Source organism: Sphingomonas sorbitolis (genome assembly GCF_036663875.1).
Taxonomy (GTDB): domain Bacteria; phylum Pseudomonadota; class Alphaproteobacteria; order Sphingomonadales; family Sphingomonadaceae; genus Sphingomonas.
Genome location: NZ_JAXOJS010000003.1, coordinates 551,086 through 568,397, shown reverse-complemented (window position 1 = coordinate 568,397; position 17,312 = coordinate 551,086). Strand labels below are relative to the sequence as shown.

Sequence of the window (17,312 nt, the reverse complement as noted above, 5' to 3'; positions counted from 1 at the left end):
CATTCGAGCGCATGATTGATGATGCTATTGATATGTCCTGAGGTACGCCGTCGGGATATCGACCGCGTACAGCAAGCCGGACAAGGCCGCGATTACAAACGCGCCGAAGACGACGCCGAGACTACAGAAAGCCGCCAACAGGCCGACTCCCAACCGTTGGCTTCGGGCGTACGTCAGCCAATAGGCCGCGCACCCCAGATGCGTGAAAAGCGCGGTGATCGCGAGCAGGTAATAGGGCGCAAAAAACCAGTAGAATCCGGCGACATGAAAGCCTGCCGCAGCGAACCTAAAATCGGTGTCGAGCGCGAGCGCGATCCGCCCGTAGAGGATGGAGGCGACATGATTGAGCAGAAACGCCGACAGGTACAGACCGGAGATGGCCTGAAGCCAAGCCGCGATGCCCGTTCTTCCGCGCCAGCCGCGAATGACGAGCGTGATACCACTCAACACCTGGACTATGATCAGCGTGAGAAGGATCGGCTCGACGACCGGGTTGCGATAGACGGGGCGGATCGCAGCCATGAACGCGATATGGTCGGCCTGACCCTGCAGGCCCACCAAGTGATTAGCCATGTGCAGGGCGGCAAACGTCAGCAACACCACGCCGGACGTTCGATGCGCGACGCGAAGCGTTGACTTGTATGGGTGGGGCGTCGTTCGATCGTTCCCGTTATCAGGCATGATGACGGGATGATCGTCGGTCATCGACGATGATCGAAGTCTATGGCGCAACCGCCGATTTTCACGCCCCCACCGGCAGATCGCGGAACGCCTGGTCCTTATCGACGCGGATTTCGCCGGGGAGGCCGAGGACGCGTTCGGCGATGATGTTCTTGAGGATCTCGTCGGTGCCGCCGGCGATGCGCAGGCCGGGCGCCCACATCGTCGCGGCGTGGAACGCGCCTTTGAGCGGGGTCAGTGCGGGGTCGGATATGATGCCGTATTGATCGCCGGCCTCGAGCGCGGTGTTGCCGATCGCCTGCAACTGGTTGGCGGCGACGATCTTGCCGATCGAGCTTTCGGGGCCGGGGACCTGGCCCTTCGACAGCGCGGTGATCGTCCGCATCCGCGTGTTGCGCAGTCCTTCGGATTGCACCCACCAGTCGGCGAGCGTCTGGCGGAACGCGGCGTCCTTCAACAGCGGGCCGTCTGCGCCATTGGTCTCGGCGGCAAACGCGAGGATGTCCTCGGGACCGACGCCGCCGCTCGTGCCGATCGCGAGGCGTTCGTTCATCAGCGTGAACAGCGCGACCTTCCAACCGCCGTCTACGGGTCCGAGGCGTTGCGCGTCGGCAATCCGGACGTCCTCGAACCAGACTTCGTTGAAGCTCGACCCGCCGGACATCTGGTGGATTGGGCGGATCTCGATCCCCGGCGCCTTCAGGTCGAGCCAGAACATCGTCAGGCCCTGGTGCTTGGGCACGTCGGCGTTGGTGCGGACCAGGACGATCCCGTAGTCGCTGTAATGCGCGCCCGAGGTCCAGACCTTCTGGCCGTTGATCACCCAATCGTCGCTCCCATTCTCGTTTTTGGCGCGGACGGCGCGCGTCCGGATCGCCGCGACATCGGAGCCACCGGCGGGTTCGGAAAAGAGCTGCGACCAGATTTCGTCGCCGCGCACCGCGGGGCCGACGAACCGCCGCTTGGTCGCGTCGTCGGCATAGGCCATCACGGTCGGCACGCACATGCCGAGCCCGATCGTGAAATAGCTGCCGTCGACCGCGTGGCGCGCCTCTTCCTGCCCGAAGATGACGCTTTCGATCGGGGTGCCGCCGCCGCCACCCCATTCCTGCGGCCAGGTGATGCACGCATAGCCGCCGGCTGCCTTGCGCGCCTGCCACGCCTTCGCCTTGGCCATGTCGTCGGGGTAATGGCCGGCATCATGCTCGGCGATGTTCGCGTCAAGCCAGGCGCGCGCGGCGGCGCGATACGTGGCTTCGGCGTCGCTGTCCTTGAAGTCCATGCTCGTCCTTTCAGGCGGCCCAACTAGGCGGCGTTGCGCATTTCGAGTTGGCCGACGAGGCGTTCGCGCCACGCCGCGGGGCTGCCGGCGACGAGCGCGAGCTGGCGCGAGCGGCGGTAATAGAGGTGGCAGTCGGACTCCCAAGTGAAGCCCATCCCGCCATGCGTCTGGATATTCTCCTTCGACGCGAACCAATAGGCGTCGGACGCAGCGACGCGCGCGGTGGCGGCGGCGAGCGGGAGTTCGGCGGCGCCCGCGTTCAGCGCCCATGCGCCGTAGTAGGCGTTCGAGCGCGCGAGTTCGTTCTTCACATACATGTCGGCGAGCTTGTGCTTGATCGCCTGATAGCCGCCGATCTGTCGGCCGAACGCGTAGCGATCGAGCGCGTACCCCTTCGCCATCTCGAGACAGCGATCCGCGCCGCCCAGTTGTTCGAATGCGAGGAGGACGGCGGCGCGATCGAACACCGCCTGCATCGCGGCGATGCCGTCGTCGGTGCCGAGCTTTTCGCAAGGCGCGTCGGTGAAGGTGAGGCGGGCGGCACTGCGCGTCGGGTCGAGCGTTTCGAGGACTCCCGCGGTGACGCCTGCGCCCTGCTCGACGAGGTAGAGGCCGTCGCGCGCGAGAACGACGATCAGGTCGGCGACGTCGCCGTCGGTGACGGGGATCTTCTCGCCGGTGAGCTTGCCGCCGGAAACGGTGGTGCGGATTGAGCGTGCGGTAACCGGGCCGACGCCTTCGGAGGTGGCGAACGCGCCGATGACGTCGCCCGCCGCGATCCTTGGGAGCCATCGGACTTTCTGGGTGTCGCTGCCGTACAGCATCAGAGCTTCGGCGACGAAATAGACGGTCGAGGCGAACGGGATCGGCGCGCAGGCCCGCCCCAGCTCCTCTGCGATCGCGCAAAGTTCGATGTGGCCGAGGCCCAGTCCACCGAATTCCTCGGGGATCGCCGCGCCGAGCCACCCTTGGGCGCCGACCGCCTTCCAGAGGTCGACGTCATGCGCCTTGGCGGGATCGTCGAGCACGGCGCGGACGCGATCGCTGCCGCAATGCGCCGTCAGGAACTTGCGCGCTTCGTCCTTGAGGAATTTCTGGTCGTCGGAATAATCGAAGTTCATGCGGACTCCCTGGCTTGCGCCCAATATTCGTCGCGGAGCAGGCGCTTGTAGAGCTTGCCCGTCTCGTGCCGCGGCAGCGTCTCGCGAAAGTCGATCCGGCGCGGCGCCTTGACGTGGCTGAGGTTCGCGCGGGCGAAGGCGCTGAGTTCGGCGGCGAGTTGCACGCGATCCTCGGACGGGTCGGCGGGGCAGATGATTGCCACCACCTGCTCGCCCATTTCATCGTCCGGCGCGCCGATCACCGCGACGTCGGCGACCTTCGGGTGGGTGACGAGCAGGTTCTCGATCTCGGCCGGATAGATGTTCACGCCGCCCGAGATGATCATGAAGCTCTTGCGGTCGGTGAGGTAGAGATAGCCCTCCTCGTCCAGCCAGCCGACGTCGCCGAGCGTGGTCCAGCCGTGCGCGTTAGCGGCCTCCGCGGTTTTGGCGGGATCGTTGTGATATTCGAACGCCCCGCCGCCCGCGAAATAGACGTCGCCTTCGGTGCGCGGTGGCAGTGCATTGCCGTCCTCGTCGCAGATCATCGTCTGCGCGGTCAGGTTGCGGCCGACCGAGCCCTTATGCGCCAGCCATTCCGCGCTGGAGATCGCGCAGAACCCATTGCCTTCGGTACCCGCGTAATATTCGCCGATGATCGGCCCCCACCAGTCGATCATCGCCTGCTTGACCGGGAGCGGGCAGGGCGCAGAGGCGTGCCAGACGGCTTTGAGAGACGATACGTCGTAGCGGGCGCGGACGTCTGGCGGCAGTTTGAGCAGGCGGATGAAGTGCGTCGGCACCCATTGCGCATGCGTGATGTGATAGCGCTCGATCGCGGCCAGCGCGGCCTCGGGGTCGAAATGCTCCATCACGACGACGGTGCCGCCGACCTGATGCACCGCCATCGACCAGCGCAGCGGCGCCGCGTGATAGAGCGGCGCAGGCGACAGATAGACCATCCCAGGCGTGAACCCGTACAACCCCTTGCCGAGCATCACGAGCGGCGAGACGTTGGTCCCGAACGGCTCGTCGGACAGCGCGTGCTTGACGCCCTTGGGCTTGCCCGTGGTGCCCGACGAATAGAGCAGGATTCCGCCGGGAGACGGATCGGCAATGGGCGTGGCCGGCTTCGCGTCGCGCGCGGCTTCGTACGCCGCGTACCCGTCGATCGCGCCGTCGACGACGTAGCGCCGCACGTCGTCAAGCATCGGCACCAGCACCACAGCAACCTCCGCACAACCCTTGCTCGCGATCAGAACCCGGCAATCGCCGTCGCGGATGATGTACGCCGCCTCGGTCGCGGTGAGTTTCGAGGACAGGCAGGTGCAATACACGCCGGTCCGCTCGGCTGCCCACATCACCTCCAGATAGCGCGGCGAATTGTCCATCAGCACTGCGATCCCGTCGCCACGCTTCAGCCCCAGCGACCGGAGCAGATGCGCGCCCTGATTAGCCCGGGCGTCAAAGTCGCGATACGTCACCGTCTCGCCCGTCGCCGCCATGATGTAGGCGGGTTTATCGGGCGTCGTCAGCGCGTGCGCGACGGGGTGCATCAGACGCGCTCGATGATGATCGCCGGCGCCATCCCGCCGCCCGCGCACATCGTCACGAGCCCGCGCTTCAGGTCGCGGCGTTCGAGCTCGTCCAATATCGTGCCGATCAGGATCGCCCCGGTCGCGCCGATCGGATGGCCGAGCGCGATCGAGCCGCCATTGACGTTCACCTTGTCGCGGTCGAGCTTCAGGTCGCGGATGAACTTCTCGGCGACCACCGCGAACGCCTCGTTGATTTCCCACAGGTCGATGTCGTCGACGGTGAGCCCGGCCTTCGCCAGCACTTTTCGCGCGGCGGGAACGGGGGCGTTGAGCATCAGCGTCGGGTCGTCGCCCATGTTCGCCATCGCGACGATCCGCGCGCGGGGTTTAAGACCGTGCTTGGCGGCATAGTCGGCACTCGCGAGCAGCACCGCGGCGGCGCCATCGACCACGCCCGACGAATTGCCGGCATGATGGACGTGCTTGATATCGACGTCGGGATAGCGGCGGTTGATCTGCTTGCGATACGTCGTGCCCTTCTCGTCGAGCGGAATGTCGGCAATCCCGGCAAACGAAGGGCGCAACGCCGCGAGGCCCTCGGCGGTCGTATCGGGTCGTGGGTATTCGTCCTTTTCGAGCACAAGCGCGCCGGTATCGTCGGTGACCGGCACGAGGCTGCGATCGAACCGCCCTTCGGCGATCGCCACCGCGGCGCGGCGCTGGCTTTCCAGCCCGAGCGCTTCGAGCGTCTCGCGGTCGATCCCCTCGATACTGGCGATCGCGTCGGCGCAGATGCCCTGGTTCGATTGCGGATGCGCCGCGTCGAGCCTCGCGTTGCCCGAACCGATCCCGAGCGGCCGCTTCCCCGCCGCCATGTCGTCCTCCATCATCGTCGTGGTCAGCGACATCATCTCGGTCCCGCCGGCGATCACGAGGTCTTCCATCCCGCTCATGATCTGCGCCGCGGCGAAGTTCACCGCCGTGATCCCGCCGCCGCAGAACCGGTCGAGCGTCGTCCCGCTCGCCTTGACGTTATAGCCCGCGTCGAGCGCCGCCATCCGCCCAAGATCGCCGCTCTGTTCGCCGCGCTGGGTCGAGGTCGACCAGATGATGTCGTCGACATCGGCGGTATCCAGCTTGTTTCGCTCGGCAATCGCCTTCAGAACGGTCGCGGCGAGATGTTGGGGGTGCATGTGCGCAAGCGCGCCCTTGCCGGTCTTGCCGATACCGCGCGGGGTACGGACGGCGTCGATGATCAGTGCCTCGGCCACATCGCTCTCCTGTTGCACCCGCCGGTTCGGTCGTGGTGCCTGAGCCGGATTGCGTCCGGCTTCGGTACGACGTAACATTCGTTATGGGGAATGGCTTGTCAAGCAGGGTATTGTTGGAAGACGGGGCGGCACCACGCGCTGATCTGGCGCCGCGCGACTGGTTGGAAATTGGCCTGCAGTTGCTGAAGGACGGCGGGCTGCGTGCGCTAAAACTCCGCGGCCTGGCGCAGGCGCTCGGTGCGTCGACGGGAAGCTTCTATCATCATTTCAAAGACTTCGATGGATATCACGCGGCGCTCGCGGGGTATTTCGTCGAATCGCATATCGATCCGTTGATCGTCACGCTGTCCGCGTCGGAGCTTCCACCGGTCGAGCGCATTCGGGCATTCGCGGATCATGTTCGCGACCACGACATGGCCCAGCTGGCCTTGGCGATGCGGGCCTGGGCGAAAAGCGACGCGCGGGTGGCGGCGGCGATCCGCGAGCATGACGACAAGGTAATGGCGTTCCTCGTCGAGCAACTCGTGGCACATGGGTTCGAGCCGGTTGAGGCAGGGATTCGGGGTTACGCGCTCTTGGCAATCGGGCTTAGCCAGGTCGCTGCGGCCGAAGAGATCGAGCGTAGCGTGTTGCGTGAGGGATTGCTGACCCTGCTGTGCGAGCGCTAGCGTAGCGAACTGACGCGACTCCGTAAAAAAGTGGAGCGTGAACAAGAGGATGCGGGCATGCAGACGTATGACTACGTGATTATCGGCGCGGGCTCGGCCGGCTGTGTGCTCGCCGCGCGGCTGACCGAGGACCCCGATGTTAGCGTGCTGCTGCTCGAGGCGGGCGGGCGCAACGACGGTGTGCTGGTGCGAATGCCCGCGGGCGTCGGCGAACTCATCAAGAGCAAGAATGCGAGCAACTGGGGCTTCTCGACCGAGCCCGAGCCGCATCTCGACAACCGTCGGCTGTGGTGGCCGCGCGGCAAGGGGCTGGGCGGTAGTTCGTCGATCAACGGCATGATCTACACGCGGGGGCACCCGCAGGATTACGACGAGTGGCGGCAGATGGGCTTGCCCGGTTGGTCGTTCGACGACGTGCTTCCCTATTTCAAGCGGCTCGAGGGGCATCATCGCGGCGAGTGCGCCCTGCACGGCGGCGGCGGGCCGCTGACGATCTCGGGCGGCGAGTCCGACAGCCCGTTCTACGACGCGCTGGTCGAGGCCGGGCGGCAGGCGGGCTATCCGGTGACCGAGGATTTTAACGGCGCGAGCCAGGAGGGCTTCGGGCGCTACGACCTGACCGTCGCGGACGGGAAGCGCTGGAGCACCGCAGCGGCGTATCTGCGGCCGGTACTGTCGCGGCGCAACCTGACCTGTGTCACGGGCGCGCGGACGACGCGGATCCGGATCGACAAGGGGCGTGCGGTCGGTGTCGATTATGTGCTCGACAAGGGGGCACGGGCGGAGTCGGTGACCGCGGCGCGTGAAGTGCTGTTGTGCGCGGGGGCAGTGCAGTCGCCGCACATCCTCCAGTTGTCGGGGATCGGCGATCCGGATCGGCTGACCGCGGCAGGGGTAGGCGTGGTGCATGCGCTGCCGGGTGTCGGGAAGAATTTGCAGGATCATCTCGACGTCGTGATGAACTGGAAGTCGCGCGGGCTGCGCACCGGCTATGCGATGACCAAGGGCGTCGGGATGATCGGCGTCGGCCTCAATTACCTGTTGCGCGGCAAGGGCGCGGGGCGGCAGCAGTTCCTCGAGGCAGGCGCGTTCGTGTCGTCGCGCGAGGGGCTGTCGCGGCCCGACGTGCAGATCCACGCGGTGCTCGCGATCATGCAGGAGCACGGCAAGGTGAAGGCGACCGAGGATGGCTTCACGTTGCACTTGTGCCAGTTGCGGCCGGAAAGCCGCGGGCGGATCGGGCTGCGCTCGGCCGATCCGTTTGCCGATCCGGTGATCGTCGCGAACTATCTGGCGACGGCGGAGGATCGGCGGGTGATGCGAGCGTGTGTCGGGATCGGTCGTGAGGTCGCTCGGCAGGCGGCGCTCGATCCGTACCGGGCGGGGGAGCTGTCGCCGGGCGAAGACGTGCGGACCGACGACGAGATCGACGCCTGGGTGCGGCGGACGGCCGAAACGATCTACCATCCGGTCGGGACGTGCAAGATGGGCACCGCGGACGACAAGCTGGCGGTGGTCGATGCGACTTTGGCGGTCCGCGGGTTGCAGGGTCTGAGGGTGGTGGACGCCTCGGTGATGCCGACGCTGATCGGGTCGAACACCAACGCGCCGACGATCATGATCGCGGAGAAGGCGGCGGATATGATCAAGGGACGGCAATTGGCGCGGGCGGCTTAAGCGTCCGGTTCCGCGACACCGAGCAATACCTCCGCTCAAAAGATACCACCCCGGCGGAGGCCGGGGCCCAATTGGAAAGGTCGCAGTAACGAAGCACGGACCTCAGTTACCGACGTCCCCCAATTGGGCCCCGGCCTCCGCCGGGGTGGGGGAATGGTTCGATGCGCGGGGAATTTTTCGCCATCGTGCGCCATCCCCCAATTTCCCGTCATCCTGACGAAAGTCAGGACCCAGAGCCACGGACGACACCGCCTGTGATCCTGGGTCCTGACTTTCGTCAGGATGACGAGAGAAAGGGGCGTTACCGAGGCGCCATCCGGATCGCGCCGTCCAGCCGCACATCCTCCCCATTGAAATACCCGCACTCGATCATCGTCAGCGCGAGCGCCGCGAACTCCTCCGGCCGCCCCAAGCGCTTAGGAAACGGCACCGACGCGGCCAGCGCATCGCGCACCTGTTGCGGCGCGGCGGCCAGCAACGGCGTGTCGAAGATCCCCGGCAGGATCGTGTTCACTCGGATTCCCTCGCTCATAAGGTCGCGCGCGATCGGTAAGGTCATGCCAACCACGCCCGCCTTCGACGCTGAATAGGCAGCTTGCCCCATCTGGCCGTCCTCCGCCGCAGCACTCGCGGTATTAACGATCGCCCCACGCTCGCCGTCCTCACCGGGCTCCAGTGTCAACATTCCCGCCGCCGACTTGGCGAGACACCGGAACGTGCCGACGAGGTTGATCTGGATGATCCGGTCGAACGCATCGAGCGGGAAATGCTTGATCGAGCCGTCCTGCTTCGATCGCCCCGCCGTCTTCGCCGCATTCCCCGTGCCTGCGCAATTGACCAGGATCCGCTCCTGACCGTGCGCCGTGCGCGCCGCTGCGAACCCGGCGTCCACGCTGTCGTCCGAGGTCACGTCGACCTTGCAGAACACCCCGCCGATCTCCGCCGCGAGCGCTTCGCCCTTGTCCGCCTGGAGGTCGAAGATCGCCACTTTCGCGCCCTTGGCGGCCAGCGCGCGCGCGGTTGCCGCGCCCAATCCCGACGCGCCGCCGGTCACCACGGCAGCACTGTTTGCGAGGTCCATGCATCTCTCCTGTCAAAGCCCCGAGATCCGCGTCCCGGTTGCAGAACATTAGTTATGCCGGTATTCGAGGCTTGCCAAGCCGGCATGTCGCTGAGGATCCGTCGATGAGCCACGCCATGTTGCAGAACGCCAGCGCGCACTGGCTCCCGCGTCAGCGTAAAGGCGCGCTCGATCATATCCCCGGCAATTACGGCCTGCCGTTCGTCGGCAACACCTTCAAACTGCTCGCCGATCCGATCGCGTTTTCCGAATACATGGCGGCGCGGTATGGCCCGGTGTATCGCAATCGCGCGCTCGGCGGCACCGGCGTCAACCTGCTCGGCCCCGATGCGAACGAGCTGGTGCTGTTCGACCGCGACAAGATCTTCTCGTCCGAACAGGGCTGGGGACCGGTGCTCAACCTGCTGTTCCCGCGCGGCCTGATGCTGATGGATTTCGACAAGCATCGCGCCGACCGGAAGACGCTGTCGGTCGCGTTCAAGCCCGAGCCGATGCGGCATTATGCGACCGAGCTCGATACGGGAATCGAGGCCGCAATCGGTGGCTGGGCCGGGCAGACCTTGCGCTTCTATGATGTGGTGAAAAAGCTCACGCTCGATCTCGCCGCGACCAGCTTCCTCGGCGTGCCGCTCGGCGCGGAGGCGGACCGGATTAACCAGGCGTTCGTCGACGAGGTGCAGGCGAGCGTCTCGCCGATCCGCAAACCCTGGCCCGGCACGCAGATGCGCAAGGGGGTGAAGGCGCGCGCGTATCTGGTCGACTTCTTCGAGCGTGAAATCCCCGCGCGGCGGACCGGCGACGGCCAGGATTTCTTCTCGCAATTCTGCCGCGCGACCGACGACGACGGTGCGCCGCTGTCTGCGCTGGCGATCGCCGACCACATGAATTTCCTGATGATGGCGGCGCACGACACGATCACCTCTTCTGCGACGAGCCTTGTCATGCTACTCGCGCGCAACCCCGAGTGGCAGGAGCGGCTGCGCGAGGAAGTCGCCGCGCTGGATACGGCGCTGCCGCTGACCGAGCAACTAGATCGCCTCGTCCTCACCGAATACGCGTTCAAGGAATCGCTGCGGATGATGCCGCCCGTCCCGTCGATCCCGCGGCGCGCGCTGAAGGATTTCAGCTTCGGCGGGTTCGATATCCCGGCGGGCACGAGCGTGAACACCGGTATCACCTATACCCACCGGATGGCCGAGCATTGGCCCGATCCCGACAAGTTCGACCCGCTCCGCTTCACGCCCAAAGCGTCGAAGGGCCGCCACCGGTTCGCGTGGGTGCCGTTCGGCGGCGGCGCACACATGTGCATCGGGCTGCATTTCGCGACGATGCAGATGCGGCTGCTGATCGCGCATCTGCTCACGCGCTACCGGATCGAGGCGGCGGCGGGCAGCGGCGATGCGTGGCAGGTCTTCCCGATCCCACGCCCGAAGGATGGTTTGCCGGTGACGTTCGTACCGCTTGCCACCTCGTAATAGTGTGTCATCTTCGCGCGGTTCATTCGAAGGAGCCGTTCGTTGCGCTTGACCCTTGCTCTCCTCCTGCTCGCGGCGACGCCGGCCCTTGCCCAGCAACAGCCAGTCGCGCCGGTCGCCGATGGCCCGACCCGCAGCTTCACCGGCAGCGACCTGTTCGGTCTGACGATCGCGGCTGATCCGCAGATCAGCCCGGACGGCAAGACGATCGTCTATGTCCGCCGCACCGGCGACGTGATGACCGACAAGATGCAATCGTCGCTCTGGCTGATCGACGTCGCGAGCGGCCGCCAGACGCCGTTCGCCACCGACGGCAGCAGCCCGCGCTGGTCGCCCGACGGGGCAAGGATCGCCTATGCCGCGCGCGACGGCGAGGGGTCGCAGCTGTTCGTCCGCTGGGTCGGCGGCGCGCAGAGCGCCCGGATTACGAGCTTCCCCGGCGATCCGCAGGCGCTCGCCTGGTCGCCGGACGGCACGAAGCTCGCCTACATCGCCACTGTAGCGGGCGAGGGCACTAAGCTCGGTACGCAACCGCCCAAGCCCGAGGGCGCGAAATGGGCCGAGCCGCTGACGATCATCGACCGCGTGAACTACCGCAACGACGGGCCGGGTTATGTGAAGCCGGGCTACGACCATCTCTTCGTGGTCGGCGCGGACGGCGGCGCCGCGCGGCAACTCACATACGGCAAGTTCGACGATGGCGGCCCCCTGTCATGGACGCCAGACGGCCGCAGCATTGTCTTCGCCGCAATCCGGGGGCCGGCGGCCGATCGCCAGGTGATGAACTCCGACGTGATCGCGGTCGATGCGACGAGCGGCACGATGCGAACGCTGACGACGCGCGACGGTCCCGATGCGCAGCCGCGGGTGTCGCCGGACGGCGCGAAGATCGCGTGGCTCGGCTTCGACGACAAACGCCGCAGCTATGAGAACACGCAGCTCTATGTCGGCGACCGCGACGCCGCCTCGCCGCGCTCGCTGACCGCCACGCTCGACCGCGCGATCGACGACGCGGTGTGGTCCGCCGATGGCCGCAGCCTGTATGCAAGCTATGACGACCACGGCCAGCGCCGTGTTGCGCGCATCGGTGTCGACGGTCGCGTCACGCCGTTGATCGACAATGTCGCGGGCGGCGGTCTCGACCGGCCCTATACCGGCGGCGAGTTCTCGGTCTCGAAGGGCGGCACGATCGCCTATACCGGCGGCGATGCGAGCACGCCCGCGGACGTCTGGGTGCTGGCGGGCGGCAAGCCGCGCCGGCTGACGACGCTCAACGCGGTGCTGACCGGATCGAAGGCGCTCGCGCCGGTGCGGAAGATCGCGGTGATTGCGCCCGATGGTCGCCCGATCGACGCATGGCTCGCAACGCCACCGGGCCGCGTGGCAGGGCAGCGCGTGCCGCTGATCCTCGAGATCCACGGCGGCCCGAATGCCGCCTATGGCCCCGGTTTCGCCACCGACATTCAGCTTTACGCCGCCGCCGGCTATGCGGTGCTGTGGACCAACCCGCGCGGCTCGACCTCCTACGGCGCCGAGTTCGCCAACCTGATCGACAAGACCTATCCCGCTGCGGACTATGACGACCTGATCGCCTCGGTCGACGCGGCGATCGCGGAGGGCACTGCCGATCCCGACAATCTGTTCGTGACCGGCGGTTCGGGCGGCGGGCTGCTGACCGCGTGGATCGTCGGCAAGACCGACCGGTTCAAGGCCGCCGCAACACAGAAGCCGGTAATCAACTGGATCAGCGAGGCGCTGACGATGGACAACACGCTGTTCACCTCGCGCTACTGGTTCACCAAGCTGCCGTGGGAGGATCCGATGAGCTATTGGAACCGATCGCCGCTGAGCCTGGTCGGCAACGTCAAGACGCCGACATTGGTGGTGGTCGGCGGAGACGATTACCGGACGCCGGTCAGCGAGTCCGAGCAATATTATGCGGCACTCCAGATTCGCGGCGTCCCCACCGCGCTGGTGAAGGTGCCGGGCGCGAGCCACGGTGGTATCGCCTCCCGTCCGTCGCAGTCCGCAGCGAAGGCATCCGCGATCATCGCCTGGTTCGATCGATATCGGAAGCCGGCGCTAGCGACGGCACCGGCGCAGGGAGCAGCACAATGACGATACGGTACATGATGCTCGCCGGCGTGGCGCTGGTCTCGACGGCGGCGGTCGCGCAGGTCCAGCCCCCGCGCGTGGCGAAGAAGCCGTTCCAGGTGACGTCGCCCAACGGCGCGCGCGAGGATGATTATTACTGGCTGCGCGACGATACGCGGAAAAACCCCGAGATGCTCGCCTATCTCGCTGCGGAGAATGCGTACGCCGATGCGCAACTCGCGTCGCTGAAGCCGCTTCAGGCCAAGCTCTACGAAGAGACCGTCTCGCATATCAAGCAGGACGACAGCTCGGTCCCGTATGCGAAGAACGGCTATTATTACGGTTCGCGGTTCCAGACGGGCGCGGATTACCCGATCCTGGAGCGTCGCAAGGGCAGCCGTACCGTGCCTGCCGAAACGCTGTTCGACGAACCGGCGATGGCGAAGGGCCATAGCTTCTTCGCGCTGAGCGACTGGGCGGTAAGCCCCGACAACGCCCGCGTCGCCTGGGCCGAAGACACCGTCGGCCGTCGCCAATATGTCCTCAAGGTGAAGGACCTCGCGACCGGCGCGACGATCGCCGACACGCTGTCGAACATCGAGCCGAACGTCGTCTGGGCGGACGACAACAAGACGTTGCTGTACGTCGAGAAGGACCCCGTCACACTGCGCGGCTACCGCGTGAAGGCGCATGTCCTTGGCACGCCGGTCGCCAGCGACCGTCTGCTCTACGAGGAGAAGGACGACACCTATTCGATGGAGGTCTCGCGCACCTCCGATGACAAGTTCGTCTGCATCGGCGTCGGCAGCACGGTCAGCGACGAGCAACGCTGCGCACCGGCTGCTGCACCGACCAGCTTCACGATCGTCGCACCGCGTGCGCGCGAGTTTCGTTACGGCGCGGATCATATCGGCAACCGCTGGATCATCCGCACCAACAAGGACGCGAAGAACTACAAGCTCGTCACCGTCGCCGACGCCGATCTGGCGAAGGGCACCGCCGCATGGCACGACCTGACGCCCGCCAGCGACACCGTCTTCATCGAAGGCTTCAAGCCGTTCGACGGATTCGTCGCGATCGACCAGCGCGAGGGCGGCAACCGCATGATCCGGGTGCTCAACGATGCGGGCAAGTCGACCGCCGTGACCGCCGACGAACCTGCCTATCGCATGTCGCTCGACGTCAACCAGGAGACGTCGACTCCGTGGGTGCGCTACACCTATGGCTCGCTCGTCACCCCGACGACCACCTACGAGGTCAATGCGAAGACCGGCGAGCGGCGCGTGCTGAAGGTCGCGCCGGTGCCGGGTTACGATCCCGCAAAATACGTCACCGAACGCGTCTGGGCGCCAGCGCGAGACGGCACGCGGATCCCCGTGTCGCTCGTCTACGCCAAGGGAACTAAGCGAGACGGCACCGCGCCGCTCTTCCAATACGCCTATGGCAGCTACGGAATCTCAAGCGATCCGGGCGTCGACCCCGGTCGCATCGGCCTGCTCGATCGCGGCGTGATCTACGCGATCGCGCATATCCGCGGCGGGCAGGAGATGGGCCGCGGCTGGTATGACGACGGGCATCTGCTCAACAAGAAGAACAGCTTCACCGACTTCATCGACGTCACCCGCTATCTCGTCGCGCAGAAATACGCGGCGAAGGACCGCGTGGCGGCGATGGGCGGCAGCGCCGGCGGGCTGCTGATGGGCGGCGTCGCGAACATGGCACCGGCGGACTACAAGCTGATCATCGCGCAGGTGCCGTTCGTCGACGTGGTGACGACGATGCTCGACGCGTCGATCCCGCTGACGACGTTCGAATATGACGAATGGGGCAACCCCGCGCAGAAGGCGTCGTACGATTACATGCTGAGCTATTCGCCGTACGACAACGTCAAGGCGAAGGCGTATCCGGCGCTGTATGTGGGCACCGGGCTATGGGACAGCCAGGTCCAATATTACGAGCCGACCAAGTGGGTCGCCAAGCTCCGCGAGATGAAGACCGACACCAACCCGCTGCTGTTCCGGGTGAACATGGAGGCGGGGCATGGCGGCAAGTCGGGGCGGTTCGAGCGCTATCGCCAGAATTCCGAATGGCAGGCGTTCATGCTGCAACAACTTGGGCTGGCTAAATAGCGGCCCGGCACTTGGAGCGGTGCCTGATCGAAACGAGAAGGTGCGCGGATGCTGGTTCGGATTTTCATGGGCGCGAGCTGGGCTGCGGCGGATCGGCAGGAGGATTACGAGTTCGATGCGCTGCCGGCGGTCGGTCACAAGCTCGCGATTGCGTATGACGATGGTTGGGAAGTGGCGACGGTGCGCGATATCGCCCACCGGCTGACCGATCCGGAGACGGCGGCGGATATCGCAATTCTGGTGTCGGTGCCGGTCGCGAGCGGGAATGCGGCGGATGCGCTGCCGCTGGCCGGGCTGGATGGCGTAGCTGGGAAAACGCCGGGGGTTTCGGTGCCCAAGACGGCGAGCCCTTGGGGGTCGTAATAGGACCCGCCGTTCGGTCCTAATCCTCCCCCGCAAGGGGGAGGTGGCACCAAAGGTGACGGAGGGGGAGGAACACGCAACCTAGGCGACTCTTACCTCCCCCTCCGTCTGGCACGCGCCAGCCACCTCCCCCTGACGGGGGAGGATCGTTGGGTCAGGCGCCCGATTCGGTGAGGGAGTCGAGCTGATCCTTCGACAATTCAAGTGTCATCGCGGGCAGCAAATCCTCGACCTGCTTCACGCTGGTAGCGCTGGCGATCGGCGCCGTCACGCCGGGTTGCGCGATCAGCCAGGCAAGTGCGACCTGTGCATGGGTGGCCCCGGTGGCTTCGACGACCGCGTCCATCGCGTCGAGCACGGCCTTGCCCTTGCCTTCGAGCAGTTCGCCCATCCGACCGCCGCGAACGCTCTGGCCGAGATCGTCCTTGGTGCGGTATTTACCGGTCAGGAAGCCCGAGGCCAGGCCGTAATAGGGCAGCACGCCGATATTCTCGGTGACGCAGTAATCCTGTAATTCGCCCTCGAACTTGGTCCGGCTGACGAGGTTATATTCGGGCTGGAGCACATGGTAGCGCGGCAGATCCGACGTCTTCGCGGCCTCGACCGCCGACTTCAGCCGCGCGGCGTGGAAGTTCGACGCGCCGATGACGCGGACTTTCCCCGCATCGACCAGCTTACCGAACGCTTCGAGGACGGCGTCCTGCGGTACGTCCTCGTCATCCTGATGCGCGTAATAGAGGTCGATGCGATCGGTGCCGAGGCGCTTGAGCGAGGCTTCGGCGGCCGCGGCGATACGCTCGGGGGCAAGCTTTTCGCCACCTTCGCCGGGCAGCATGCCGACCTTGGTCGCGATCAGCACGTCATCGCGCCTGCCGCTGGCCTTCAGCCATTCACCGATCATGCTCTCGGACTCGCCGCCCTTGTGGCCGTCGACCCACGCCGAATACACGTCGGCGGTGTCGATCATCGTGCCGCCGCCGGCGACGAACGCGTCGAGCACCGCAAAGCTCGCGACGCGGTCGGCGGTCCAGCCGAACACGTTGCCGCCGAGGACGAGGGGGGCGATCTTGAGATCGGTCGAGCCTAGGCGGCGAAGGGTCATCGGGTCTGATCGCTTTGATTCGAGAGGGGATTCGAGAGAGAATTCGATGGTGTTTCGGTGTCGGGCGCAGTGTCGTCAGGAGCGGCGGCGACCGCGTTCAGGTCGACGCTGTTGGCATCGAGCATCGCGGCCGCTTCGTTCAACTGATGCGCTTCGTCGGCGGTGACGGCGCTGGGATCGCTGGCGGGTGAGCAGGCTGCCAGCGAAGAAATAGCAAACAGCGCCCCCACCATCACACCGTCATGCCAGCGAAAGCTGGTATCTCTCCGTGTCGGTCGTCGTGACCCGAACCGGGAGATCCCAGCGTTCGCTGGGATGACGGGGAGGTGGGGGCGCCTTGGCAAGGCTTAGTCCTTGATCGCGTTGCCGGCGCGGGTAAGCGCGTTGCCGGTGGCGTCGGCGGCGCGGTCGGCACCGTTGCTGATCGAGGCGCCTGCGCGGTCTGCACCGGCTTCGATGCGGTCACCGGCGCGGTCAGCCTTCACATCGAGATTGTCGGTGGCGTTGTCGAGCTTCGCACCGGCGTTGTCGAGCGAACGCTCGGCCGAACCCAGCGCGCGATCGCTGGCGGCGCTGACGTCGTCGACCGCGTTGGCGGTGGTCGCGCTGGCGTCGGCGGCGATCGCGTTGGCGGCCTGTGCGGTCTGGTCCTGCGCGTTGTTGCTGCAAGCGGCGAGACCGGCGGTGAGCGCCAGGGCGGGGATCAGGAACTTCTTCATAGGTATCTACTCCCGTGGATGTCGTCTTGTGGACCGGGGAATCCCCAGCCCATAGCGCAATCGAACGCGGAGAAAGCGTTTCCGATCCGTCACGATCGCGCGCGATGCGATAAGTCGCAGAGACCTATGGCG

15 protein-coding genes are annotated in these 17,312 nt (G+C 66.0%); 6 read left to right on the top strand and 9 right to left on the bottom strand.

The genetic code is table 11. From position 1 onward, the window contains the following. Window positions 1-24 precede the first annotated feature (24 nt). Genes U1763_RS11905 through U1763_RS11885 form a run of 5 tightly spaced genes read right to left on the bottom strand, consistent with a single transcriptional unit; the run spans window position 25 to window position 5,872 of the window. The gene (locus U1763_RS11905) at window positions 25-705 is read right to left on the bottom strand and encodes a succinate dehydrogenase/fumarate reductase transmembrane subunit (protein WP_332755371.1); all 681 of its coding nucleotides are present in this window, start codon (window positions 703-705) and stop codon (window positions 25-27) included. A 37-nt stretch (window positions 706-742) separates the two neighbouring features. Continuing rightward, window positions 743-1,963: an acyl-CoA dehydrogenase family protein gene (locus tag U1763_RS11900; protein WP_332755370.1), complete on the bottom strand. Its 1,221-nt coding sequence runs from the start codon at window positions 1,961-1,963 to the stop codon at window positions 743-745. Window positions 1,964-1,986: 23 nt separating this feature from the next. After that, the gene (locus tag U1763_RS11895) at window positions 1,987-3,084 is read right to left on the bottom strand and encodes an acyl-CoA dehydrogenase family protein (RefSeq protein ID WP_332755369.1); all 1,098 of its coding nucleotides are present in this window, start codon (window positions 3,082-3,084) and stop codon (window positions 1,987-1,989) included. Next, the gene (locus U1763_RS11890; protein ID WP_332755368.1) at window positions 3,081-4,619 is read right to left on the bottom strand and encodes an acyl-CoA synthetase; all 1,539 of its coding nucleotides are present in this window, start codon (window positions 4,617-4,619) and stop codon (window positions 3,081-3,083) included. The genes U1763_RS11895 and U1763_RS11890 overlap by 4 nt, the downstream gene beginning before the upstream one ends. Beyond that, window positions 4,619-5,872 (bottom strand): acetyl-CoA C-acetyltransferase, encoded by a 1,254-nt coding sequence (locus U1763_RS11885; protein WP_332755367.1) that lies wholly within the window; start codon window positions 5,870-5,872, stop codon window positions 4,619-4,621. Before U1763_RS11885 ends, U1763_RS11890 begins: the two co-directional genes overlap by 1 nt. A 110-nt stretch (window positions 5,873-5,982) precedes the next feature. On the opposite strand from U1763_RS11885, the gene U1763_RS11880 reads away from it, so the two are divergent. Both U1763_RS11880 and U1763_RS11875 read left to right on the top strand, forming a co-directional pair. Continuing rightward, complete coding sequence (locus U1763_RS11880) at window positions 5,983-6,540, top strand: TetR/AcrR family transcriptional regulator (RefSeq protein WP_332755366.1); 558 nt, start codon at window positions 5,983-5,985, stop codon at window positions 6,538-6,540. Between the two features lie 57 nt (window positions 6,541-6,597). Then, entirely contained in the window at window positions 6,598-8,217 is a 1,620-nt protein-coding gene (locus tag U1763_RS11875) for a choline dehydrogenase (protein ID WP_332755365.1), read from the top strand. 301 nt (window positions 8,218-8,518) lie between these two features. Here U1763_RS11875 and U1763_RS11870 read toward each other — a convergent pair whose 3' ends face one another. Further along, window positions 8,519-9,298, bottom strand: a complete 780-nt coding sequence (locus tag U1763_RS11870) for an SDR family NAD(P)-dependent oxidoreductase (protein ID WP_132739416.1) — start codon at window positions 9,296-9,298, stop codon at window positions 8,519-8,521. Window positions 9,299-9,402: 104 nt separating this feature from the next. On the opposite strand from U1763_RS11870, the gene U1763_RS11865 reads away from it, so the two are divergent. Genes U1763_RS11865 through U1763_RS11850 form a run of 4 tightly spaced genes read left to right on the top strand, consistent with a single transcriptional unit; the run spans window position 9,403 to window position 15,359 of the window. Continuing rightward, window positions 9,403-10,773: a cytochrome P450 gene (locus tag U1763_RS11865; protein ID WP_332755364.1), complete on the top strand. Its 1,371-nt coding sequence runs from the start codon at window positions 9,403-9,405 to the stop codon at window positions 10,771-10,773. A gap of 42 nt (window positions 10,774-10,815) precedes the next feature. Further along, the gene (locus U1763_RS11860) at window positions 10,816-12,891 is read left to right on the top strand and encodes a prolyl oligopeptidase family serine peptidase (protein ID WP_332755363.1); all 2,076 of its coding nucleotides are present in this window, start codon (window positions 10,816-10,818) and stop codon (window positions 12,889-12,891) included. Then, window positions 12,888-14,996 (top strand): S9 family peptidase, encoded by a 2,109-nt coding sequence (locus U1763_RS11855; RefSeq protein ID WP_332755362.1) that lies wholly within the window; start codon window positions 12,888-12,890, stop codon window positions 14,994-14,996. The genes U1763_RS11860 and U1763_RS11855 overlap by 4 nt, the downstream gene beginning before the upstream one ends. 48 nt (window positions 14,997-15,044) lie before the next feature. After that, window positions 15,045-15,359, top strand: coding sequence for a hypothetical protein (locus tag U1763_RS11850; RefSeq protein WP_332755361.1), 315 nt, complete (start codon window positions 15,045-15,047; stop codon window positions 15,357-15,359). Between the two features lie 154 nt (window positions 15,360-15,513). Here the strand turns inward: U1763_RS11850 and U1763_RS11845 are convergent, their stop codons facing one another. From U1763_RS11845 to U1763_RS11835, 3 genes are all read right to left on the bottom strand, one after another. Beyond that, window positions 15,514-16,461, bottom strand: a complete 948-nt coding sequence (locus U1763_RS11845; RefSeq protein ID WP_332755360.1) for an aldo/keto reductase — start codon at window positions 16,459-16,461, stop codon at window positions 15,514-15,516. Then, entirely contained in the window at window positions 16,458-16,694 is a 237-nt protein-coding gene (locus U1763_RS11840) for a hypothetical protein (protein ID WP_332755359.1), read from the bottom strand. Before U1763_RS11840 ends, U1763_RS11845 begins: the two co-directional genes overlap by 4 nt. Window positions 16,695-16,808: 114 nt before the next feature. Beyond that, window positions 16,809-17,180: a hypothetical protein gene (locus U1763_RS11835; RefSeq protein ID WP_132739398.1), complete on the bottom strand. Its 372-nt coding sequence runs from the start codon at window positions 17,178-17,180 to the stop codon at window positions 16,809-16,811. Between the last annotated feature and the right edge of the window lie 132 nt (window positions 17,181-17,312).

Bases quoted from the DNA above. Each gene is read 5' to 3' on its own strand.
- U1763_RS11855 (WP_332755362.1), top strand. From the start codon at position 12,888: ATGACGATACGGTACATGATGCTCGCCGGCGTGGCGCTGGTCTCGACG.
- U1763_RS11890 (WP_332755368.1), bottom strand. From the start codon at position 4,619: ATGCACCCCGTCGCGCACGCGCTGACGACGCCCGATAAACCCGCCTAC.
- U1763_RS11895 (WP_332755369.1), bottom strand. From the start codon at position 3,084: ATGAACTTCGATTATTCCGACGACCAGAAATTCCTCAAGGACGAAGCG.
- U1763_RS11900 (WP_332755370.1), bottom strand. From the start codon at position 1,963: ATGGACTTCAAGGACAGCGACGCCGAAGCCACGTATCGCGCCGCCGCG.
- U1763_RS11905 (WP_332755371.1), bottom strand. From the start codon at position 705: ATGACCGACGATCATCCCGTCATCATGCCTGATAACGGGAACGATCGA.
- U1763_RS11865 (WP_332755364.1), top strand. From the start codon at position 9,403: ATGAGCCACGCCATGTTGCAGAACGCCAGCGCGCACTGGCTCCCGCGT.
- U1763_RS11875 (WP_332755365.1), top strand. From the start codon at position 6,598: ATGCAGACGTATGACTACGTGATTATCGGCGCGGGCTCGGCCGGCTGT.
- U1763_RS11845 (WP_332755360.1), bottom strand. From the start codon at position 16,461: ATGACCCTTCGCCGCCTAGGCTCGACCGATCTCAAGATCGCCCCCCTC.
- U1763_RS11870 (WP_132739416.1), bottom strand. From the start codon at position 9,298: ATGGACCTCGCAAACAGTGCTGCCGTGGTGACCGGCGGCGCGTCGGGA.
- U1763_RS11835 (WP_132739398.1), bottom strand. From the start codon at position 17,180: ATGAAGAAGTTCCTGATCCCCGCCCTGGCGCTCACCGCCGGTCTCGCC.
- U1763_RS11840 (WP_332755359.1), bottom strand. From the start codon at position 16,694: ATGGTGGGGGCGCTGTTTGCTATTTCTTCGCTGGCAGCCTGCTCACCC.
- U1763_RS11850 (WP_332755361.1), top strand. From the start codon at position 15,045: ATGCTGGTTCGGATTTTCATGGGCGCGAGCTGGGCTGCGGCGGATCGG.